Origin of the sequence: Mammaliicoccus sp. P-M59, from assembly GCF_022386135.1 — a bacterium.
GTDB classification, from domain to species: Bacteria; Bacillota; Bacilli; order Staphylococcales; family Staphylococcaceae; genus Mammaliicoccus; species Mammaliicoccus sciuri_A.
Window position 1 is genome coordinate 227,068 of sequence record NZ_JAJNJJ010000001.1, and the last position, 21,434, is coordinate 248,501.

General features: G+C 32.4%; 24 protein-coding genes. 22 read left to right on the plus strand and 2 right to left on the minus strand.

Translation table 11 applies throughout. From position 1 onward, the window contains the following. The first annotated feature begins 3 nt into the window (after window positions 1-3). From prmA to recO, 14 genes are all read left to right on the plus strand, one after another. Window positions 4-936 carry a 50S ribosomal protein L11 methyltransferase gene (gene prmA / locus LQ617_RS01090; protein ID WP_126477525.1) on the plus strand — a complete coding sequence of 311 codons (933 nt, stop codon included), beginning with the start codon at window positions 4-6 and terminating at the stop codon, window positions 934-936. Between the two features lie 8 nt (window positions 937-944). Then, window positions 945-1,694 carry a 16S rRNA (uracil(1498)-N(3))-methyltransferase gene (locus tag LQ617_RS01095; RefSeq protein WP_239739750.1) on the plus strand — a complete coding sequence of 250 codons (750 nt, stop codon included), beginning with the start codon at window positions 945-947 and terminating at the stop codon, window positions 1,692-1,694. A 6-nt stretch (window positions 1,695-1,700) separates the two neighbouring features. Next, window positions 1,701-3,047 (plus strand): tRNA (N(6)-L-threonylcarbamoyladenosine(37)-C(2))-methylthiotransferase MtaB, encoded by a 1,347-nt coding sequence (gene mtaB / locus LQ617_RS01100; protein WP_239739251.1) that lies wholly within the window; start codon window positions 1,701-1,703, stop codon window positions 3,045-3,047. A gap of 124 nt (window positions 3,048-3,171) precedes the next feature. Beyond that, window positions 3,172-3,348 (plus strand): 30S ribosomal protein S21, encoded by a 177-nt coding sequence (rpsU, locus tag LQ617_RS01105; protein ID WP_016998564.1) that lies wholly within the window; start codon window positions 3,172-3,174, stop codon window positions 3,346-3,348. A gap of 211 nt (window positions 3,349-3,559) precedes the next feature. Next, on the plus strand, window positions 3,560-4,276 hold the full coding sequence (locus tag LQ617_RS01110; protein WP_239739253.1) for an NfeD family protein: 717 nt from the start codon (window positions 3,560-3,562) through the stop codon (window positions 4,274-4,276). Window positions 4,277-4,299: 23 nt separating this feature from the next. After that, the gene (floA, locus tag LQ617_RS01115; RefSeq protein ID WP_025904203.1) at window positions 4,300-5,295 is read left to right on the plus strand and encodes a flotillin-like protein FloA; all 996 of its coding nucleotides are present in this window, start codon (window positions 4,300-4,302) and stop codon (window positions 5,293-5,295) included. Between the two features lie 15 nt (window positions 5,296-5,310). Next, window positions 5,311-6,015 carry a hypothetical protein gene (locus LQ617_RS01120; RefSeq protein ID WP_239739254.1) on the plus strand — a complete coding sequence of 235 codons (705 nt, stop codon included), beginning with the start codon at window positions 5,311-5,313 and terminating at the stop codon, window positions 6,013-6,015. Between the two features lie 102 nt (window positions 6,016-6,117). After that, window positions 6,118-6,621, plus strand: coding sequence for a PH domain-containing protein (locus tag LQ617_RS01125; RefSeq protein ID WP_232174156.1), 504 nt, complete (start codon window positions 6,118-6,120; stop codon window positions 6,619-6,621). A gap of 35 nt (window positions 6,622-6,656) precedes the next feature. After that, a complete protein-coding gene (locus LQ617_RS01130) occupies window positions 6,657-7,604 on the plus strand; it encodes a PhoH family protein (protein WP_037588335.1) in 948 nt (315 codons plus the stop codon). Window position 7,605: 1 nt separating this feature from the next. Then, window positions 7,606-8,067 carry an rRNA maturation RNase YbeY gene (ybeY, locus tag LQ617_RS01135; RefSeq protein WP_239739260.1) on the plus strand — a complete coding sequence of 154 codons (462 nt, stop codon included), beginning with the start codon at window positions 7,606-7,608 and terminating at the stop codon, window positions 8,065-8,067. Then, complete coding sequence (locus LQ617_RS01140; protein ID WP_037588332.1) at window positions 8,060-8,407, plus strand: diacylglycerol kinase family protein; 348 nt, start codon at window positions 8,060-8,062, stop codon at window positions 8,405-8,407. The genes ybeY and LQ617_RS01140 overlap by 8 nt, the downstream gene beginning before the upstream one ends. A 20-nt stretch (window positions 8,408-8,427) precedes the next feature. After that, complete coding sequence (cdd, locus tag LQ617_RS01145) at window positions 8,428-8,832, plus strand: cytidine deaminase (protein WP_239739261.1); 405 nt, start codon at window positions 8,428-8,430, stop codon at window positions 8,830-8,832. Then, a complete protein-coding gene (gene era / locus LQ617_RS01150; protein WP_037588330.1) occupies window positions 8,833-9,732 on the plus strand; it encodes a GTPase Era in 900 nt (299 codons plus the stop codon). It begins immediately after the preceding gene. Between the two features lie 22 nt (window positions 9,733-9,754). Continuing rightward, a complete protein-coding gene (gene recO, locus LQ617_RS01155) occupies window positions 9,755-10,507 on the plus strand; it encodes a DNA repair protein RecO (RefSeq protein ID WP_037588328.1) in 753 nt (250 codons plus the stop codon). 103 nt (window positions 10,508-10,610) lie between these two features. On the opposite strand, the gene LQ617_RS01160 is transcribed toward recO, so the two are convergent. Next, window positions 10,611-11,999 carry a glycine--tRNA ligase gene (locus tag LQ617_RS01160; RefSeq protein WP_025904194.1) on the minus strand — a complete coding sequence of 463 codons (1,389 nt, stop codon included), beginning with the start codon at window positions 11,997-11,999 and terminating at the stop codon, window positions 10,611-10,613. A gap of 294 nt (window positions 12,000-12,293) precedes the next feature. Here LQ617_RS01160 and ccpN point away from each other — a divergent pair, with 294 nt between their 5' ends. The 7 genes from ccpN to LQ617_RS01195 all read left to right on the plus strand — a co-directional run bounded on the left by ccpN (window position 12,294) and on the right by LQ617_RS01195 (window position 18,944). After that, window positions 12,294-12,929, plus strand: a complete 636-nt coding sequence (gene ccpN / locus LQ617_RS01165; RefSeq protein WP_037588327.1) for a transcriptional regulator CcpN — start codon at window positions 12,294-12,296, stop codon at window positions 12,927-12,929. 14 nt (window positions 12,930-12,943) lie between these two features. Then, window positions 12,944-13,759 carry a pyruvate, water dikinase regulatory protein gene (locus LQ617_RS01170; protein WP_037588325.1) on the plus strand — a complete coding sequence of 272 codons (816 nt, stop codon included), beginning with the start codon at window positions 12,944-12,946 and terminating at the stop codon, window positions 13,757-13,759. 11 nt (window positions 13,760-13,770) lie between these two features. Beyond that, complete coding sequence (gene dnaG / locus LQ617_RS01175) at window positions 13,771-15,543, plus strand: DNA primase (protein WP_239739262.1); 1,773 nt, start codon at window positions 13,771-13,773, stop codon at window positions 15,541-15,543. Window positions 15,544-15,569: 26 nt separating this feature from the next. Next, window positions 15,570-16,679, plus strand: coding sequence for an RNA polymerase sigma factor RpoD (gene rpoD / locus LQ617_RS01180; RefSeq protein WP_025904190.1), 1,110 nt, complete (start codon window positions 15,570-15,572; stop codon window positions 16,677-16,679). Window positions 16,680-16,779: 100 nt separating this feature from the next. Further along, window positions 16,780-17,133 (plus strand): c-type cytochrome, encoded by a 354-nt coding sequence (locus tag LQ617_RS01185; protein WP_025904189.1) that lies wholly within the window; start codon window positions 16,780-16,782, stop codon window positions 17,131-17,133. Window positions 17,134-17,187: 54 nt separating this feature from the next. Continuing rightward, window positions 17,188-17,853 carry a tRNA (adenine(22)-N(1))-methyltransferase gene (locus tag LQ617_RS01190; protein WP_107577564.1) on the plus strand — a complete coding sequence of 222 codons (666 nt, stop codon included), beginning with the start codon at window positions 17,188-17,190 and terminating at the stop codon, window positions 17,851-17,853. Then, on the plus strand, window positions 17,853-18,944 hold the full coding sequence (locus LQ617_RS01195) for a Nif3-like dinuclear metal center hexameric protein (RefSeq protein WP_239739264.1): 1,092 nt from the start codon (window positions 17,853-17,855) through the stop codon (window positions 18,942-18,944). The genes LQ617_RS01190 and LQ617_RS01195 overlap by 1 nt, the downstream gene beginning before the upstream one ends. 29 nt (window positions 18,945-18,973) lie before the next feature. Here LQ617_RS01195 and LQ617_RS01200 read toward each other — a convergent pair whose 3' ends face one another. Next, window positions 18,974-19,942, minus strand: a complete 969-nt coding sequence (locus LQ617_RS01200) for a 4-hydroxy-3-methylbut-2-enyl diphosphate reductase (RefSeq protein WP_239739265.1) — start codon at window positions 19,940-19,942, stop codon at window positions 18,974-18,976. Between the two features lie 149 nt (window positions 19,943-20,091). Here LQ617_RS01200 and LQ617_RS01205 point away from each other — a divergent pair, with 149 nt between their 5' ends. After that, window positions 20,092-21,426, plus strand: coding sequence for a DEAD/DEAH box helicase (locus tag LQ617_RS01205; protein ID WP_025904185.1), 1,335 nt, complete (start codon window positions 20,092-20,094; stop codon window positions 21,424-21,426). The last annotated feature ends 8 nt before the right edge of the window (window positions 21,427-21,434 follow it).

The window sequence follows — 21,434 nt, forward strand, 5'->3', positions numbered from 1 at the left end:
CCTGTGAATTGGATTGAGTATTCTATCATGATAAATAGCGAAGCAGAACCAGAAGTTACAGCATTGTTAAATGAATTAGGTGCAAATGGTGTCGTAATTGAAGATTCAGCAGAATTAGAGAAAGAACATACAGATGTATACGGTGAGATTTATGAATTAAATCCCGCAGATTATCCTGATCATGATATTAGGGTTAAATGTTATTTTAATGAATTAGTATTTACGGATCAATTAGAACAAGAAATTCAAGAAACAATTGCAAATGTAAATGGCATTCAGTCAGAAATTTTATCGTTTGAGAAAACGATTATTAAAGAATCAGATTGGGAAAATGAATGGAAAAATTATTTCCATCCGTTTAAAGCTTCTGAAAGATTTGCGATTGTTCCAAGTTGGGAACAAGAAGGATATCAAAATAACGAAGGTGATCTTTGCATCAAACTGGATCCAGGTATGGCTTTTGGTACAGGTGACCACCCCACAACAAGTATGTGTTTAAGACATATAGAAGAGGTTGTACAACCTCAACACAAAGTGATTGATGTTGGTACAGGTTCAGGTATTCTAAGCATAGCTTGTCATTTACTAGGGGTAAACGACATTAAAGCGGTGGATTTAGATGATTTAGCAATTAAAGTTGCTAAAGAAAACTTTGAAATCAATGATTGTGAAAAAGATATCGTCGCAGATACTGGCAATTTGCTTACTGAAGAAACAGAACAATATGACGTGGTTATTGCAAATATATTAGCGCATATTATTGATTTAATGATAGAAGATAGTTATGAAAGATTGAATGATAATGGCTACTTTATTACTTCAGGCATTATTGAAGAAAAATCCGATGAAATAATTGAAAAACTACAAAATACTGGTTATACTATCGAAAAAGTACTACGTGAAGATGGTTGGGTTTCAATACGAGCTAGAAAGTAGGAGAAATGATGCAAAGATATTTCTTACAAGAAAACGCTGAGTTAAATCAGCGTTTTTTTATACATAATACAGATGATATACATCATATTAAAAATGTGATGCGCAAAAGTATCGATCAAGAAATTATATTAACTTTTGAAGATCAAAAGTCGTTAATTTCAAAAATCATTGCTTTTCATGACGATAGCATTGAGTTAGAAACGGTAGAAGACATTACAAGACAAACGGAACTACCTGTTGATATAACGATTGCGAGTGGGCTTATTAAAGGCGATAAATATGAATGGTTGCTTCAAAAAGCAACTGAAATGGGTGCGCATCATTTTATTGCTGTCCAAACCGAAAGATCTATTGTCAAATTAGACGAGAAAAAAATATCTAAAAAATTAGATAGATGGCAAAAAATTGTTAAAGAAGCTAGTGAACAAAGTATGAGACTTACTATACCAAGTATAAAGTATAAGTCGAATTTTAAATCAATTTATGATAATATGAATGAATATGATTATGTAATAATAGCTTATGAAGAAGAAGCTAAAAGTGGGGGAACAAGCAAATTTCATCAAATTGGTTCTAACCTTAAACATGGACAAAAGGTTTTAATGATATTTGGACCAGAAGGTGGATTAACTGAAAATGAAGTTAATCTTTATGATGATGCTATTAAGGTGAGTTTAGGACCTAGAATATTAAGAGCTGAAACCGCTCCATTGTATGCTTTAGCTGCTTTAAGCTATCAATTAGAATTAATGAGGTGAATAAAATTGGCTACAGTAGCGTTCCATACGTTAGGTTGTAAAGTAAACCATTATGAAACTGAAGCAATTTGGCAATTATTTAAGGAAAATGATTACGAAAGAGTGGATTTTGAAACGAATGCTGATGTCTTTATCATTAATACTTGTACTGTAACAAATACAGGTGACAAGAAGAGTAGACAAGTGATTAGAAGAGCAATACGTAAAAATCCAGATGCAGTTGTTTGTGTAACAGGTTGTTATGCTCAAACATCTCCTGCTGAAATTATGGCAATTCCGGGCGTTGATATTGTTGTAGGTACTCAAGATAGACATAAACTTATTTCTTATATTGAGGACTATAAACAAAGTAGACAACCTATTAATGGTGTAGGTAATATTATGAAAAACAGAAAGTATGAAGAATTAGAAGTTCCATACTTTACTGACAGAACACGTGCATCATTAAAAATTCAAGAAGGCTGTAATAATTTCTGTACTTTCTGTATCATTCCATGGGCAAGAGGGTTAATGAGATCAAGAGATCCTGAACAAGTAGTTAGCCAAGCAACAACACTTGTAAACTCAGGATATAAAGAAATTGTTTTAACAGGTATTCATACAGGTGGATATGGTGAAGACTTAAAAGATTATAACTTGGCGCAATTATTAAGAGATTTAGAACAAGTTGAAAATCTTGAAAGAATTCGTATTTCATCTATAGAAGCGAGTCAACTTACAGATGAAATTATTGATGTTATTGATAAATCAACTAAAGTTGTAAGACATCTTCATATACCATTACAATCAGGTTCTGATACTGTATTGAAACGTATGAGAAGAAAATATACGATGGCACACTTCTCTGAAAGACTACAAAAATTGCATAAAGCTTTACCAGGCTTAGCTGTTACAAGTGATGTAATTGTTGGATTCCCCGGTGAAACTGAAGAAGAATTCCAAGAAACATATGACTTCATTGTTAAACATCAATTTTCTGAATTACACGTGTTCCCTTATTCTATGAGAACAGGAACACCAGCAGCTAGAATGAAAGATCAAATTGATGAAGAAGTTAAAAATGAACGTGTACATCGTTTAATTGAATTATCAAATCAATTAGCTAAAGATTATGCTTCTAAATTTGATCAAACTGTATTAGAAGTGATACCTGAAGAAAAAGGTTCAACTGACGGTAAACTAGTCGGATATGCAGATAATTACATGAAGATTGAATTTGAAGGCGATGAATCACTAATTGGAGAATTAGTGAAAGTGAAAGTTGTAACACCAGGTTATCCTATCAATAAAGGTAAACTTGTAAAAGTTGTGGATCATGCAACAAATAAAGACGAAAGATTAGTTGCATATTAATATTCATAACAAATGATTATTGACTTAAAAAATGACTTATTTTATAATGTTTAAGTACATAGTAATATATACTATGTAAATGACATATAAAGCTTTGTTGATATTTGGAGGGAGGGAAATACAGATGTCTAAAACAGTAGTTCGTAAAAACGAATCAATCGAAGATGCATTACGTCGCTTCAAACGTACAGTTTCAAAAAGCGGTACGATTCAAGAAGTGCGTAAACGTGAGTTCTATGAAAAACCAAGCGTTAAGCGTAAGAAGAAATCAGAAGCAGCACGTAAACGTAAATTTAAATAATTAATTTTTTATTGAACTCCCTCAATGAATATTAATTAATTATAATGAACAATATTTAACGTTGAACGTCATAAAGAACACATAAACGATATCGTTTATGTGTTCTTTTATTTATTTGAAAAACATTTAAGTTTATAAATTTAGAATATTATGTATATACGTTTTAGTTCACGCCTATTTTATTGTATAATAAATATGAGGGGTGAGATTATTGACATCAGGGTATGAATACATATTTGCTTATTTTCAGAACAACTTGAATTTAGGTATTGTTTCAAGTCAAAGTATGTCGTCTATTGGTGAGTTTATTACAACGCCATTAGTCACATTGATACTGACTTGTATTATTTTTCTAGGTGCACTATATCAATTATATTCAGAACGTATTAATTTTGCGGGAATTTTAAGCTTTATTTGTACACTTATCTTTTTCATCGGCTACGTTTTAATTGATGAAATTAGTTTGCTTTCTGTTTTACTTTTTGGGATCGGTGCATTGTTAGTAATAATTGAATTATTTGTTATAGGAGCAGTACTAGGTATCCTTGGTTTTATTGCCATTATTGGTAGTTTCGTATTAGTTGGAGAAAATATCTTAACTATGGGTATGATTATTGCTGTAGCATTAATTCTAACAACGATAGAGTGGGTGATATTAGTGAAAGGATTCAATCGTAAAATACCATTCTTTGATAAAGTCATTCTTAGAGACTCTACAAATAAAGAATCTGGCTATACATCTCATGATGATAGAAGTCATTTGATTGGCAAACTATGTACAACATACACTGCATTGAGGCCCTCAGGAATTATACTTGTTGATGACGAAAGAATAGATGCTGTTTCAGATGGTAGTTTTATTCAGAAGGATAAGCAAGTTAAAATTGTACAGGTTGAAGGTACAAGAGTTGTCGTAAGAGAAATTTAATTTAGACAAGGAGAGAAATGCATATGTTATCAGGTTTAATTGCTTTTGTAATTATTGCTGTCATATTAATCGTACTACTTATGATTTTATTCTCATTTGTACCAGTAGGATTATGGATTTCAGCTATTGCAGCAGGTGTAAAAGTAGGTATTGGTACTTTAGTTGGTATGCGTTTGAGACGTGTATCACCTAGACGTGTTATTAACCCATTAATCAAAGCGCACAAAGCTGGTTTAGCATTAACAACGAACCAGTTAGAATCTCATTATCTTGCAGGAGGTAATGTTGATAGAGTAGTTGATGCAATTATTGCGGCTCAAAGAGCAGAAATCAACTTAGTATTTGAAAGAGGGGCAGCGATTGATTTAGCTGGTCGTGACGTTTTAGAAGCTGTTCAAATGTCCGTTAACCCTAAAGTAATTGAAACACCATTTATCTCAGGTGTTGCGATGAATGGTATCGAAGTAAAAGCAAAAGCTAGAATTACAGTTAGAGCAAACATTGACCGATTAGTCGGTGGTGCTGGTGAAGATACAATCATCGCACGTGTTGGTGAAGGTATTGTATCAACTATTGGTTCAAGTCAACATCACACTAAAGTACTTGAGAATCCAGATAGTATTTCACAAACAGTATTAAGTAAAGGTTTAGATTCAGGTACAGCATTTGAAATTCTATCAATTGATATTGCTGATGTAGATATCGGTAAAAACATTGGTGCAGACTTGCAAACTGAACAAGCACTTGCTGATAAAAATATTGCACAAGCTAAAGCCGAAGAACGTCGTGCAATGGCCGTTGCTACTGAGCAAGAAATGAAAGCAAGAGTACAAGAAATGCGTTCTAAAGTTGTTGAATCAGAAGCAGAAGTACCACTTGCAATGGCAGAAGCACTTAAATCAGGCAATTTAGGTGTTAAAGACTACTATAATTTAAAAAATATAGAAGCTGACACTGGCATGAGAGAAGCAATCAATAAGAGTACAAAGCCACAAGATTCTAATTCACCGAACCAATAAGAGAGGTGATTTAAAATGGAAATAGGCATTATCATCTTTGTTATTTGGGTTATTTTTAGTGTCGTGAGCGGTATAATCGAAGGCGCTTCTAAAAATAAAAAGAAAAATAAGCAACCTCAAACAAGACAAAGACAAAATCCAGTAAATAGACAAGCTGAAGATAAGAAAAAATCTGCTGAGCAAGAATTAAAAGATTTAGTTAATAAGTATGAAACTTATAAACAAAAAGCAGAAACAAGTTCAACTGAACGAATGTCTGGCCATTATAAAAACTTAGCAGATCAACTTGCCAATCATCTTAAACAATATAATATAGATGTTGAAAAACCTGTTGTTCAAACACATAAAGTAGAACAACAACCAGAGCAAACTTCTAATGAGCATGAGAATGCTTATATCAATCAGAAGAAAGAGCAAATTCATAAAAATAGACCTAAAAAACAACAAGAAGCAATCAAACAGCTATTGGCATACAGCCAAGAAGAGAAAAAGTCTTTAATGAATGTACAGCGTGAAAGTATAGATGATGTTGAAAAAGAAGCAGAGCAAATTATCAACAACACGCAACTTTCAGAAAGAACGAGAAGAGCGATGGTTAAACAACTCTATTTAAACAGTAAACATAAGTTTAATGATGAAGCAATCAATGTTGATGAAAACCAAGTCGTAAATGGTATCATTTGGTCAGAAATTTTAAAAAGACCAAATGAATTAAAATAACGAATATAAACAAGCTGGGACATAATGTAATGTCTCGGCTTGTTTTTTATTCACAAAAATACCATTTAGACTTACAATAAAGGTAGGATTCAAGAGGGTGTGATGAAAATGGTATTTAAGAAAAAGCAGAGTATATTATCTATTATCATTTCGATTTTATTATTTTTTATTGCTTTAATACCGCTTTTTATTAGTAATAAGTATTTAATAGTCATTACTTTTATTCTCGTTTTTCTTATAATTTTAAACATTCTTTTTGAAAGATACACAATAAAAGAGCATTTTTTATCCATAAGAAGAGGATTATTTAAAAATCGTTATAATATTTTTGATATCGATCAAATTAATATGACTAAATCCATAGAAGGCAACAGTATGTTAGAAATTGTTTCAAAAGGTGAATTGGTCGAAAAAGTGAGTCCAATTGAAGAACGTGAGTTTATTATTACATTAATTCGCATTAATCCTAAAATTAAATTAAATAATAGCAATAGACTACATGAATATGAAAAAGTTAGAAATCTCATTATTGCACGTGAAAAACTAAATAATATACAAAATAAAGTGCATAAGATTGCACGTTACAATAAGGTTTGGTACATTTAAAGTGTCAACAATTCAACTTATAAAGGAGATATTTAATGCCTACATTAATTCAAATCGAGAATATGGATCAAGCTCAAGCTCTGTTGGGTAATGGAGATGAGCATATAAAGTATATTGAAAATGAACTCGAGGTGGATATATTAACACGTGGACAAGAAATTGCTGTCCGTGGTAAACGTATAGAAAATGTTGAAAAAGCTGAAAAAGTATTATTAAACTTACTAAAAGTAATTGAGAGTGGTGCGAGTATAACAATTAATGATGTCCAAGCAGCAGTTAAAATGGCTGATAAAGGAACAATTGATCAACTCATTAATTTATATGATGAAGAAATCACTAAAGATAGTAATGGTAAAATAATAAGAGCTAAAACAATGGGTCAAAGAGTATATATCAATAATATAAAGAACAATGACTTAGTGTTCGGTATAGGTCCAGCAGGTACAGGGAAGACGTTCTTAGCTGTTGTAATGGCTGCAAGGGCATTGCGTCTAGGACAAGTGAAACGTATCGTATTAACGCGTCCTGCAGTCGAAGCGGGTGAATCATTAGGGTTCTTACCAGGTGATTTAAAAGAAAAAGTAGATCCTTATTTAAGACCTTTATATGATGGGCTTCATACAGTGTTAGGAACTGAGCAAACATCACGCTTAATTGAAAGAGGTACGATCGAAATTGCACCACTTGCTTATATGAGAGGTCGTACATTAGATGATGCGTTTGTAATCCTAGATGAAGCACAAAATACAACACATCCTCAGATGAAGATGTTCTTAACAAGATTAGGTTTCGGTTCAAAAATGGTCGTAACAGGTGACCGTACACAAATCGATTTACCTAAAGGTGTGAAAAGTGGACTGATTGAAGCCGATCAACGATTAAGTGGTGTAAAAGGTATAGCAATGACATACTTAGAACAAACAGACGTTGTGAGACACCCATTAGTAGGTAAAATAATAAACGCATACGAAGAGGAGAAATAATATGCTAACAATGGATTTTATAGATGAGCAACAAGTAATTGATGAAGATACAAAAAATCAAATTGAATCATTGCTCACTTTTGCTGCTAAAAAGGAAAATATTACTGAAGAAGCAGAACTTTCAATTTCATTTGTCGATGAAGAAGAGATTCAAGCTATCAATCGTGATTATCGCGATAAAGATAAAGTAACAGATGTTATTTCATTTTCGTTAGAAGAAGATGAGCCTGAAATAGAAGGCTTAGATATACCTAGAGTGTTAGGTGATATTATCATCTGTCTTGAAGTTGCTAAAGAGCAAGCTGAGTCTTATAATCATAGTTTGAGTAGAGAATTAGGATTTTTAGCATTACATGGATTTTTACATTTACTAGGTTATGATCATATGACTGAAGAAGATGAAAAAGAAATGTTTTCTCGACAAGATGAAATATTAAATGAATTTGGATTAACACGTGAATAAATTTGTAAATCGCTTTAAATTTCCTTTAGCAGGTTTAGTAACCATTCTCAAAAAAGATAAAAACTTTTTATTACATCTTATATTCGCTGTACTTGTATTGATTGTTAGTTTAATATTAAATCTCAATACATTTGAATGGTTATGGATTTTATTTGCAATATTTAGTGTACTCATTGTAGAGGTTATTAATACTTCTATAGAGTATGTAGTAGATATGTTTACGGATGAATATAACTTACTTGCTAAACATGCTAAAGATACAGCCGCTTTAGCCGTTTTATTAACATCAATAATGGCTGCAATAATCGGGATAATGATATTTTTACCAAAAATAATATAAACATATAGGGGGGAAATGGTATGGAATTCAAACAAGAGTGGTATGAAGGCGCAAGAGAAGCACAAAAGAGAGCATATACACCATATTCTAAATTTAATGTAGGTGCATATTTAGTAACGAAAGATGGTAAAGCTTATTATGGTGCTAACATTGAAAATGCAGCTTACCCATCAACAATTTGTGCTGAGAGATCTGCACTCGTTGCAGCAATGTCAGATGGGTATAGACCGGGAGACTTCAAATGTATTACAGTTACAGTAGATGCTGATAAACCATCATCTCCATGTGGCACATGCAGACAAGTGTTAAAAGAATTATGTGATGATGACATGCCAGTATTTTTAACACATCAAACAAGTGAAAGAATTGAAACTACAGTTAATGAATTATTACCTTTAGGTTTCTCAGGAAAGGATCTAGAATAAATGAATGAATTTAAATCAGGGTTTATATCTATAATAGGTAGACCTAATGTTGGTAAATCTACTTTTATGAATAAAGTTATTGGTCATAAAGTAGCGATAATGTCTGATAAAGCACAAACGACTCGAAACAAAGTGCAAGGTGTATTAACAACTGATGATGCTCAAATGATTTTTATTGATACACCAGGTATTCATAAACCTAAACATGCTTTAGGTGATTACATGATGAAAATCGCTAAAAATACTTTAAAAGAAGTAGACTTAATCATGTTTATGGTTAATGTTGATGAAAGTATCGGTAAAGGCGATGAATACATTATCGAATTGTTGAAACAAACGAAAACACCAGTATTTTTAGTGTTAAATAAAATAGATTTAATTCACCCTGATCAACTTTTAGTTGAAATTGAAAAGTATCAAAAAACAATGGATTTTGCAGAAATTATTCCAATTTCAGCATTAGAAGGATTAAACATTGAGACACTACTAGAACAATTTAAAAAGTACCTTGAAGAAGGTCCAATGTACTATCCTAAAGACCAAATTTCTGATCACCCAGAACAATTTGTTGTAGCTGAGTTGATAAGAGAAAAAGCATTACATCTTACGAATCAAGAAATTCCGCATGCTATCGGTGTGAACGTCGATAAAATGACAAAAGCAGAAGGTGAGAAAGTCCAAGTAGAAGCAACAATTTATGTTGAAAGAGACTCTCAAAAAGGTATTGTCATTGGTAAGGGCGGTAAAATGCTTAAAGAAATAGGTAAACGTGCAAGAAGAGATATTGAAATGCTACTTGGCTCAAAAGTATACTTGGATTTGTGGGTTAAAGTACAAAAAGATTGGCGTAATAAACCTAATTTCATTAAACAAATTGGTTATAGAGAAGACGAGTATTAAGTAGAATGGAGGCGATGATATAATGCTTTATAAACAAGAAGGATTTGTCATTCGCTCTGTAGATTATGGTGAAAACAATAAAATCATCACAATATTAAATGAACACGGTCATAAAGTTCCATTAATGGCGCGTGGTGCTAAAAAAACAAGTCATCCACTACAAGGTGCTACTCAGCCCTTTGTACATGGCTTGTTTATTTTTTCGAAGTTTAAAGGAATGGGCACATTATCATCAGCTGATATAATTAACAGTCATAGAACGATGCAATCCGATATTTTTAAAAGTGCATATGGTGCATATTGTATAGAAGTCGTAGATAAAGCGTTAGAAGCGGAAGAACATGATGTATTCTTTTATGAATTATTGTTAGGAGTATTCCAAGCCGTAGAAAGAGGTGTTGATGCAGATACGATGAGTATGATTGTTGCGTTGAAATGTATGCCTAAATATGGTTATGAACCAACTTTTAATGCGTGCGTCGTAACAGGAGATATGGATCAACAGCAACTAAATGCCTATAGTTTCAAATATAACGGACCACTTAGCAATCAAGCATTAATACACGATGAACATGCATATCGAATATCTAATAGAGCATTATATTTTATGAATCTTATGTATCAATTACCGATCAAACATTTAAACAGTTTTAAAATAAACGAACAAGTCAAAAAAGAAATACAAACTTTAATCGATAATATGTATGACGAATACGTTGGAGTTGTATTTAGAACCAAAAAATTACTCAACCAACTCGAAAACTTAAAAATGTAAAAGTCTTATGTGAAGTGTTTCGTAATGGTTTCTTAACAACTTAATTATAAAAAAACAGAGCTAAACTTAATTTATAAGTTTTTGCTCTGTTTTTTGTTTAGTATTAGAATCTAATTTTTTCAGCTAAGAAGTTTTCAACTTCATCAATTGGCATACGTACTTGTTCCATTGTGTCTCTGTCACGTACTGTAACTTGGTTGTCTTCTAATGAATCGAAGTCAAATGTGATACAGTATGGTGTACCAATTTCATCTTGTCTACGGTAACGTTTACCGATTGATTGTGACTCATCAAAGTCGATTGCAAATCTTTCACTTAATTTTTCATATACTTTAATAGCATCTGGTGAAAGTTTTTTGCTTAATGGTAAGATTGCTGCTTTATAAGGTGCTAAAGCAGGGTGGAAATGCAATACTGTACGTTGATCTTTCTCACCTTCATTTTCTTCTTCGTATGCATCACATAAGAATGCTAATGTTACACGGTCAGCACCTAATGATGGTTCGATACAGTAAGGGATGAATTTTTCATTTGTTTCTTGATCGTGATATTTGAAGTCTTCACCACTGAATTCACTATGTTGTTTTAAGTCATAATCTGTTCTTGAAGCGATACCCCAAAGTTCTCCCCAACCAAACGGGAATTTATATTCGATATCTGTTGTTGCATTTGAGTAGTGACTTAATTCATCTTCGTCATGGTCACGTAATTTTGTATTTTCTTCTTTAATACCTAAATCTTTCAACCATTTTGCAGCGAAGTCTTTCCAGTAATTTTGCCATTCAATTTCAGTACCAGGTTTACAGAAGAATTCAAGTTCCATTTGTTCGAATTCTCTCGTTCTGAAGATGAAGTTACCAGGTGTAATTTCGTTTCTGAATGATTTACCAACTTGCGCAATACCGAATGGTAATTTTTTACGCATAGAACGTTGAACGTTTTTATAGTTTACGAAAATACCTTGTGCAGTTTCAGGACGTAAGAAAATTTCGTTTGTTGAAGATTCAGTAACACCTTGGAATGTTTTGAACATTAAGTTGAATTGACGAATGTCTGTCCAGTTAGCTGTACCACTTTCAGGACAAGTGATGCCTTTATCATCAATTAATTGTTTCATTTCATCAAAGCTCATACCGTCAGCGATAAAGTTCTCATCACCTTCAACATTATGCATGTAATCTTCAATTAATTTATCTGCTCTGTAACGAATTTTAGAATCTTTGTTGTCTATCATTGGATCGTTAAAGTTTGATAAGTGACCTGAAGCTTCCCAAGTTCTTGGGTTCATTAAAATAGCTGCATCTAGTCCAACGTTGTATGGAGATTGTTGAACAAACTTTTGCCACCATGCTTTTTTAATGTTATTTTTTAGTTCAACACCAAGCGGACCATAGTCCCAAGTGTTTGCTAAACCACCATAAATTTCACTACCAGGGAATACAAACCCTCTATGTTTTGCTAATGTTACTACCTTATCCATATCTTTTGCCATAAAAATTCACTCCTCAATTAAATTAAAAAAGCCCCAAGACATCATCAAATAATGCCTTGGGACGAGTATATTACCCGCGGTTCCACCCAAATTAGTGTAGCCACTCACTTTTTATAAAATTTTGTAAGCCAAAACTTTAATGTTAAGCTTTCACCATCCTTAACTCGCTTTTATTTCAAAGTTAATTAAAATATAGCATGGTATGGGAGAGTTATCAAGTGAAAACAGATATTCAAATTGAGCAATATTTGCGTTACATGTTATAATTAATCTATCTGAATTGTGTTCGAAGGGGTGAGAGCAATCGAATTAAATCAAAGACAAGAACAAATTGTACAAATTGTTAAGAACAATGGACCCATTACAGGAGAAAAAATAGCTGAACGACTAAATTTAACAAGAGCAACTTTAAGACCAGATTTAGCAATTTTAACAATGGCAGGTTATCTTGATGCAAGACCTAGAGTAGGATATTTTTATACAGGGAAATCAAGTACACAATTATTAAGTGATTCAATTAAAAAAATGACCGTAAAAGAATCGATGGCGATACCAGTTGTAATAGAAGAAAGTATTTCTGTATATGAAGCAATATGTAAGATGTTTTTAGAAGATGTCGGCACATTATTTGTTATAAATAAAGAAGGCAATTTAATTGGCGTATGTTCAAGAAAAGATTTACTGAGGGCAGCAATAGGTGGTCAAAGTTTAAAAGATACACCGGTTAGTATTAATATGAGCAGAATGCCAAACATAACAGTATGTTTAGAAGATGATTTATTGATTTATGCAGCTAAATTATTAATTGATAAACAAATAGATGCAATACCAGTTGTCAAAAAACTTAAAGGCGACAAAATGAAAGTTAAAGGCAGAATTACCAAAACAACGATCACAAGAGCATTTGTTTCACTTATTGAAGATGAGTAGGAGGAATTAGTTAAATGGAAGAGATAAGAATAATTATAGCATCCGATTCAGTAGGAGAAACGGCAGAGCTTGTTACGAAAGCATGTACGTCTCAATATAAGACAGAAGGAAATGCTTTAGATATTGTCAGATTACCGTATATAGAGAATGAAAGTAATATTAATGAAGTCGTATCATTAGCATTAGAACAAAAATCAATAGTCGTTTATACATTGGTTAAACCAGAAATGCGATTATACTTAAAAGAAAAATTAGAAGAAAATAATATAGAAAATGTAGACATTATGGGTCCATTGATGAGCATATTAAGCAATGAACTTAATGAAGCCCCACTTAATGAGCCAGGCAATATTCATAAATTAGATGAAGATTATTTCAAGAAAATTGAAGCAATCGAATTTGCCGTTAAATATGATGATGGTAGAGATCCACGCGGCTTACCAAAAGCTGATATTATTCTTATAGGTGTATCTAGAACTTCAAAAACACCATTGTCACAATACTTGGCACATAAACGTTATAAAGTAATGAATGTACCATTAGTGCCTGAAGTTGCACCACCAGAAGGATTATTTGAAATAGATCCTAAGAAATGTATCGCTTTAAAAATTAATCAAAAAAACCTTAATGCGATTAGAAGAGCAAGATTAATTCAATTAGGTTTAAGTGATGATGCTAATTATGCGAAAGATGACAGAATCGAAGAAGAATTAAGATACTTCGAGGAAATTGTTGAGAAAATTGGTTGTCCTGTACTAGATGTTTCTGACAAGGCAATAGAAGAAACAGCAAATGACATTATTAAAATCATTACACAACAAAACCGTTAAAGGGTGACAGGATGCGTATAGAACAAGATTTAATAAATGAAATACGTGAGAAGAATGACATATTAGATGTCGTAAGTGAATATGTGAAACTAGAAAAAAGAGGACGTAATTATATAGGATTATGTCCTTTCCATGATGAAAAGACACCGTCGTTTTCAGTATCTGAAGATAAACAAATTTGTCATTGCTTTGGTTGTAAGAAAGGCGGCAATGTTTTTCAATTTATTCAAGAAATTAAAGGAATATCATTTGTCGATGCAGTCAGAGAATTGGGTGATAAAGTAGATATTCATATTGAAAAGCAAGAAACAGCACCAACTGAAGGTATTGTGGATGATCATATCAAAATGATTGAAATGCATGAGTTGATGGCAAATAACTACCATTATATATTGAAGCATACTGAAGAAGGTGAGGCAGCTTTAAACTATTTAAAATCAAGAGGTTTCACGGAAGAATTGATTAATGATAGGAAGATTGGATATGCACCAAATCATTCAAAATTTACACATGACTTTTTAGAGAAAAATGGTTATGATGCTGTACTTGCATATGAAGCAGGATTGTTAAGTAGAAATGATGAAACGTTTGATTACTTTGACCGATTCAGAGATAGAATCATCTTTCCATTGTTGAATTTCCAAGGTAAGACAGTTGGTTTCTCAGGCCGAACGTATACAGACCAATCGCCTAAATATTTAAACAGTCCAGAAACACCTATATTCCAAAAAAGAAAAATGTTATACAACATTGATCGCGCAAGGAAATATATAAGACAAAATGATGAAGTCATTCTATTAGAAGGATTTATGGATGTTATTAAATCGTTTGAAGCGGATATTAAGCAAGTTGTAGCAACAATGGGTACGGCATTATCTAGAGAACACGTTACGATGGTCAAAAAACTGGCATCTAATGTAACTTTACTGTATGATGGAGATTTCGCAGGAAAAGAAGCTGCCATAAATGTTGGTAAAGACTTATTAAATGAAGGCTTAAATGTCTTTGTTGTCAATTTACCAAAAACGATGGACCCTGATGATTATATTACAGAATACGGAAGTGATGCTTTCAAATCATTTGTTGAAGGGCAAAAACAATCATATGTTGCATTTAAAGCGCAACAATTATATTATGCCAACGAAAATAATGATTTAAAACATGAACAACATATTGAAGAGTTGATTCATGACATCAATCTGATTCAATCGGAATTTTTAAGAAAAAAAGTATTGCAACAAGTAGCAGATTTGTATAAAGTAGATGTTAACAGTCTAAAAAATCGACTTTCGCCTAATATTGTTCAAAATTATACCGATTATAATAATTTCGTTCCTGAAATGAAGGAAAAAAAACTTGATAAAGTCGGTAGAGCAGAGCAAGCGTTGTTAAAACATTTTATGAATCATAAACAGCTATTTTTAGAATATCATTCTAGGATTAATCAAGAAGACTTCACTTCATTGAATAATAGAGTGATTTTTTCACGTTTAAATGGGTATTATAAGAATAACGATGTTTTTAACATAAGTGATTTTTCAAGTTACATTGAAGAACATCAAATCATTGAAACGGTTATGTATCTAGATTCATTGCTAATCAATGATGAACCAGAGACAGAAGAAATCGAAGACTACATTAGGATTATCAGTCCTAACGAACACAAAGAAAATTCCATAGAATATTTGAATCAACAATTGAATAAAGCAATGCAAGCAGGCGATATCGCACTGCAAAGGCAATATTTAGAACAAATTGTACAATATAATCGGAATAGAATGTAAGAGTTAATAACCCGGGAGGCCTATTCATGTCTGATAAAGAATTAAACAAAATTAATAGCGCTAATAATGAAGAAGTGCTTACAATTGAACAAGTTAAGCACCAATTAATTGAACAAGGTAAAAAAGCAGGACATTTGAGTCACGAAGAAATTGCAGATAAATTGCAAAACTTCGAAATGGATCCAGATCAAATGGATGATTTCTTTGATTTAATTAATGAGAATGAAATCAATCTTATTAATGAAAAAGATTCAAGTGATACAAATGACAAACTAAATTTAAATGACTTAAGTGCTCCTCCAGGTGTTAAAATAAACGACCCAGTAAGAATGTACTTAAAAGAAATCGGACGCGTCAATTTATTAACTGCACAAGAAGAAATCGAATTAGCTAAACGTATCGAGCAAGGTGACGAAGTTGCGAAATCACGTCTTGCTGAAGCGAACTTAAGACTTGTTGTAAGTATCGCGAAACGTTATGTAGGTAGAGGTATGTTATTCCTAGACCTTATTCAAGAAGGTAATATGGGTCTAATCAAAGCCGTAGAAAAATTCGACTTTAACAAAGGTTTCAAATTCTCAACATATGCAACATGGTGGATTCGTCAAGCAATTACAAGAGCGATTGCTGACCAAGCACGTACAATCCGTATCCCAGTTCATATGGTTGAAACAATCAATAAATTGATTCGTGTTCAACGTCAATTACTACAAGATTTAGGCAGAGATCCATCTCCTGAAGAAATTGGTGAAGAAATGGACTTACCACCAGAAAAAGTTCGTGAAATTCTGAAAATTGCTCAAGAACCAGTATCATTAGAAACGCCAATTGGTGAAGAAGATGACAGTCACTTAGGCGACTTTATTGAAGACCAAGATGCACAAAGTCCATCAGATCATGCTGCATATGAATTGCTTAAAGAACAATTAGAAGATGTATTAGATACATTAACTGACAGAGAAGAAAATGTATTAAGATTAAGATTTGGTCTTGATGATGGTAGAACAAGAACTCTTGAAGAAGTTGGTAAAGTATTTGGTGTTACAAGAGAACGTATTCGTCAAATAGAAGCGAAGGCATTACGCAAGTTAAGACACCCATCTAGAAGTAAGCGTTTGAAAGATTTTATGGATTAAACATGAAAAGTTTATATTAATCCCAAAAAGCCTTTGACAATGCCTTGTTTTAATATAAAATATAATTGTATGAAGGTTTAACAAAAGGGAGGTTGTATGAATGAATCGTAATCCTGTTATCCCGTTTATTCTGATTTTACTACTCGGTGTAGGATTAATATTCTTCATGTCAGCACATGGTGCTAACAAAGAGGAAGAAAAAGAAGGCGGTGGCGGTGCAAAAACTGAAAAGTTTGATGCAGCTACATTCGCTAAGGACAATTGTACAAGTTGTCATGGACAAAATCTTGAAGGTGGAATGGGACCTAAATTAGCTGGAAGCAAAAAAGGTGCCGATGAAATGAAAAAAATCATTCGTGAAGGTAAAGGTTCAATGCCTGCACATGACGAAGCTACTATTTCAAATAAAGATTTAGACACACTTGTCAAGTACTTAAAAGATGGCGCTAAATAACACAAAAAAATCTTTTGCTATTGCAAAAGATTTTTTTAATGAAAGGGAAAAATAATGATCCAAATAAATAAACGTTTAATGAAGGTAAGTGAATATTTAAATCATCATAAATTAGCAGATATCGGTTCCGATCATGCATATTTACCTATATACGCAATTCAAAATGGATTAATTAAAGAAGCGATTGCTGGAGAAGTTGTTAAAGGACCTTTTCTTGCTGCTCAAAAGAATACTAAATTATATGGTATGAATGAACTTATTGAAGTTAAACTGGGCGACGGTTTAGAAGTAGTAGACGATACGATCGATGCCATCACGATTTGTGGCATGGGTGGTCCATTAATTGCTCAAATTATTGAAGAAGGAAAGCATAAGTTAACTGGGCATCCTGATCTAATTTTACAAGCTAATATACATGCGTTACCAATTAGAAAAGTATTACAAAGCATTGGTTATCAAATCGTTGATGAACAACTTATTAAAGATAAAAAACATATATATGAAATCATAGTGGCTAAAAAAGGTGAGATGGACCTAAATGAATTAGAATTAAAATTTGGTCCTAAATTATTAGCCAATAAAAATGATTTATTCTATGAAAAATGGCAAAGAGAATTAGAATCACTTAATAAAATTAGTAAACAATTAGAACATCATGAGGATAAAAATAGGTATAATGAAATTAATCAACAAATACTTCAAATAAAAGAGGTGCTTTAATGATTATTCAAGAGCTATTACACGAAATTGATAAACAAGTTCCATTTTCTACGAGTGAATCTTGGGATAATGTTGGTTTATTAATTGGTACAGAAAAAAGTGAAGTGAACGGTGTATTAACAACATTAGATTGTACGTTAGAAGTTGTAGAAGAAGCCATTCAAAACAATATCAATACGATCATTGCACATCATCCACTTATTTTTAAAGGTGTTAAAAATATTACGGATAAAAGCTATGGTCCTATTATTCGTAAACTGATTCAAAATGATATCAATTTGATAGCACTTCATACAAATCTTGATGTGCATCCTAAAGGCGTTAGTTACATGATTGGACAACAAATAGGATTAAGTAAAATGAAAGTATTAGAAGAACAACAAGAGTCCTATTATAAAGTACAAATATTCCTACCTGATCAAGATGTTGAAGCTATGAAAGCTGCATTTAATGACCATCATTTAGCTCAAACAGAAGAATACAGCGAAGTATTTTTCCAGTCACAAGGTAAAGGACAATTTAAACCGAGTGCAACAGCTAATCCGCATCTTGGACAAGCAGATAAGACTGAAACGGTTTATGAAACGAAACTAGAATTAATGGTTGATGAGAAAGATTTAGCACTTGCTAAAGAACTCATTATTCAAACGCATCCATATGAAGAACCCGTTTATGATTTCATCAAAATGTCGAGAACATCTTCTGTAGGCTTAGGAATTATCGGAGAATTAAATGTAACGCAATCAGTAAATGAATTTGTGCAAAACTATAAAGAAAAGCTCGCTATACCAGCAGTTAGATTTATAGGAGACCAATCAGCGCAAATTAAACGCGTCGCAATTGTTGGTGGTGCGGGTATTGAATATGCAAATTTAGCTAAAGCACAACAAGCTGATTTATTTATTACTGGAGACGTTAAACATCACGAAGCAATAGATGCACTAATGGACGGTATAAACGTTTTAGATGTTAATCATTATAGTGAGTATGTTATGAAAGAAGGGTTAAAGTCATTAATAGAAGAATGGACAAATGGTACTATTAAGCTGTTAACATCTTCTATTAATACAGATCCTTATCAATATATGTAAAAAACTGCCGAGTCAATTCGGCAGTTTTTTTAGTCCATTATTTTTACAGGTTTAGGCTTTTTAATTTTAGGTAATATTTTTTCAACAGGTACATTACTTGTTAAGTTTACGTCACGCGCTTCTGTCGGGTCATAATTTTTAATATAATCTATGACTTCTTTAACGATAGGTGTTGGTGTTGAAGCACCTGCCGTTACAGCAACACTTTCGATGTCTTGTAGCCATTCTAATTTTAATTCACTCAAATCAGCGATTCGATATGCGTTTGTATGTGCGATTTCTTTAGATACTTGGGCTAATCTATTTGAATTATTACTTTTAGGATCACCAACGACAATGAGTAAATCTGCTTGATCTGCTTGTGTGGCAACAGCTTCTTGTCTAACTTGTGTTGCTAAACAAATTTCTTCATGTACTTCAATATGAGGATATTTAACTTTTAATTCATCAATAAGGTGTTTAACATCCCATTGTGACATAGTTGTTTGATTCGTTACGATGAGTTTTTGGTTCATTAATGCTTCCGGCAAGGCATCGATATCATCTAAAGTTTGAACGAGATGAACGATATCAGGTGCCACACCAACTGCGCCTTCAGGTTCGGGGTGTCCTTTTTTACCAATATAAATAACGTGATAACCATTTGATTTAACGTCACGTATTAACTGATGCGTATTATCTACATCTGGGCATGTCGCATCTATACAAACGAGTCCTTTTTCTTTAGCACGTCTTTTGACTTCAGGTGACACACCATGCGCAGTAAATATAACGGTACCTTTATCAATTTGTTCTAAAATCTTTAATCTGTTCGGACCATCTAAAGTAATAATGCCATCAGATTCAAACGCATCAGTCACATGTTTATTATGAACAATCATGCCAAGTATATAAATGGGTCTCGGAAGTGACTTATCTAAAGATGCATTTCTAGCAATAACCATAGCGTCTACAACACCGTAACAATAGCCTCTAGGGGTAATCTTTATAATTTCCATAAATTGCCCTCCTTATTAATGTCTATTATAACAAACACACAAGTCTTAAAGAAACGAAATAAAAATTCAAAATAAATCTTTTAGCCTATCATAAAGTGCGCATTTACTATATAATGTATGAAGTGAAAAAGAAACGAGGAGGGTCGCTTATGTCTAAGCATCCGTTTGAACATTTTCAACTTGAAAATGAATTAGTAGAGGCCGTTAAAGATTTACATTTTAACCAGCCAACAGAAATACAGCGAAGAGTTATACCCAAAATTAAAAAAGGATCTAATATAATAGGACAATCTCAAACTGGTACAGGGAAATCACATGCATTTCTATTACCATTATTTGATAAAATTGACGTCGATATAAAAGAACCACAAGTGATTATTTTGGCACCAACAAGAGAATTAGCAAAGCAATTATATGATGCAGCTTCACATTTAACTCAATTTAAAAAAGGTGTAAAAGTTAGCTTATACATTGGTGGAACAGATAAATCAAGAGATATTGATAAATCTAAAAATACACCACATGTTGTAGTAGGAACACCGAATAGAATTGATGATATGGCTGTAGAGCGTGCTTTAGATTTACATCTAGCGAAGTCAGTAGTTGTAGATGAAGCAGATTTAATGATTGATTTAGGATTTATGCCTAAAGTAGATAGTATTGCGAGTAGATTAGATGAAAACGCACAAATTTCAGTATTTAGTGCAACGATTCCTAAAGCATTACATCCATTCTTAAATAAATATTTAAGTAATCCTGAATTTGTTGAAATTGAAACAGCATCATCTAACAAAGACAATATCGACTTTTACTTAATACCAACTAAAGGTGTTGAGAAAAAAGAAAAAGTCTTAAAAGTTATGAATGTGATTAACCCTTATTTAGCAATCATATTTGCTAATAGCCGTGATAGAGCAGATGAATTAGTTGCGTATTTATCAGAAGAAGGCTATAAAGTTGGGGTTATCCATGGTGGTTTGTCACCTAGAGAAAGAACACAACAAATGAAACGTATTAAACAATTAGACTTTGAATTTGTTGTCGCAAGTGATTTAGCATCACGTGGTATTGATATTGAAGGCGTAAGTCACGTTATCAACTATGATTTACCTAAAGAAATAGACTTCTTTACACATAGAGTTGGTCGTACAGGTCGTGGTGATTATAAAGGGATTGCAATTACTTTATATACACCTGATGAAGATGATTTAATTACACAAATTGAGAAACATAATTACAAGTTTAAACATGTCGATATTAAAAACGATGAATTTGTAGAAATTAAAGATCGTCAAAAGCGTACGAAACGTGTTAAAAAAGAAGATAATATTGAAAAATCACTAAAACAAAAAATTAAAAGAAACAATAAAAATAAAGTAAAACCTGGCTATAAAAAGAAATTTAAACGAGAATTAGATGAGTTGAAATTTAAAGAAAAGAAAGCTCATTCTAAGAGAACAAAAAGACAAAGTAGAAAAGGATAGGTGTCAAA

Coding starts and splice junctions, on each gene's coding strand:
- LQ617_RS01095 (WP_239739750.1), top strand. CDS start 945: ATGCAAAGATATTTCTTACAAGAAAACGCTGAGTTAAATCAGCGTTTT.
- rpsU (WP_016998564.1), top strand. CDS start 3,172: ATGTCTAAAACAGTAGTTCGTAAAAACGAATCAATCGAAGATGCATTA.
- floA (WP_025904203.1), top strand. CDS start 4,300: ATGTTATCAGGTTTAATTGCTTTTGTAATTATTGCTGTCATATTAATC.
- LQ617_RS01120 (WP_239739254.1), top strand. CDS start 5,311: ATGGAAATAGGCATTATCATCTTTGTTATTTGGGTTATTTTTAGTGTC.
- LQ617_RS01125 (WP_232174156.1), top strand. CDS start 6,118: ATGAAAATGGTATTTAAGAAAAAGCAGAGTATATTATCTATTATCATT.
- LQ617_RS01130 (WP_037588335.1), top strand. CDS start 6,657: ATGCCTACATTAATTCAAATCGAGAATATGGATCAAGCTCAAGCTCTG.
- ybeY (WP_239739260.1), top strand. CDS start 7,606: ATGCTAACAATGGATTTTATAGATGAGCAACAAGTAATTGATGAAGAT.
- cdd (WP_239739261.1), top strand. CDS start 8,428: ATGGAATTCAAACAAGAGTGGTATGAAGGCGCAAGAGAAGCACAAAAG.
- era (WP_037588330.1), top strand. CDS start 8,833: ATGAATGAATTTAAATCAGGGTTTATATCTATAATAGGTAGACCTAAT.
- recO (WP_037588328.1), top strand. CDS start 9,755: ATGCTTTATAAACAAGAAGGATTTGTCATTCGCTCTGTAGATTATGGT.
- LQ617_RS01160 (WP_025904194.1), bottom strand. CDS start 11,999: ATGGCAAAAGATATGGATAAGGTAGTAACATTAGCAAAACATAGAGGG.
- LQ617_RS01170 (WP_037588325.1), top strand. CDS start 12,944: ATGGAAGAGATAAGAATAATTATAGCATCCGATTCAGTAGGAGAAACG.
- dnaG (WP_239739262.1), top strand. CDS start 13,771: ATGCGTATAGAACAAGATTTAATAAATGAAATACGTGAGAAGAATGAC.
- rpoD (WP_025904190.1), top strand. CDS start 15,570: ATGTCTGATAAAGAATTAAACAAAATTAATAGCGCTAATAATGAAGAA.
- LQ617_RS01185 (WP_025904189.1), top strand. CDS start 16,780: ATGAATCGTAATCCTGTTATCCCGTTTATTCTGATTTTACTACTCGGT.
- LQ617_RS01190 (WP_107577564.1), top strand. CDS start 17,188: ATGATCCAAATAAATAAACGTTTAATGAAGGTAAGTGAATATTTAAAT.
- LQ617_RS01195 (WP_239739264.1), top strand. CDS start 17,853: ATGATTATTCAAGAGCTATTACACGAAATTGATAAACAAGTTCCATTT.
- LQ617_RS01200 (WP_239739265.1), bottom strand. CDS start 19,942: ATGGAAATTATAAAGATTACCCCTAGAGGCTATTGTTACGGTGTTGTA.
- LQ617_RS01205 (WP_025904185.1), top strand. CDS start 20,092: ATGTCTAAGCATCCGTTTGAACATTTTCAACTTGAAAATGAATTAGTA.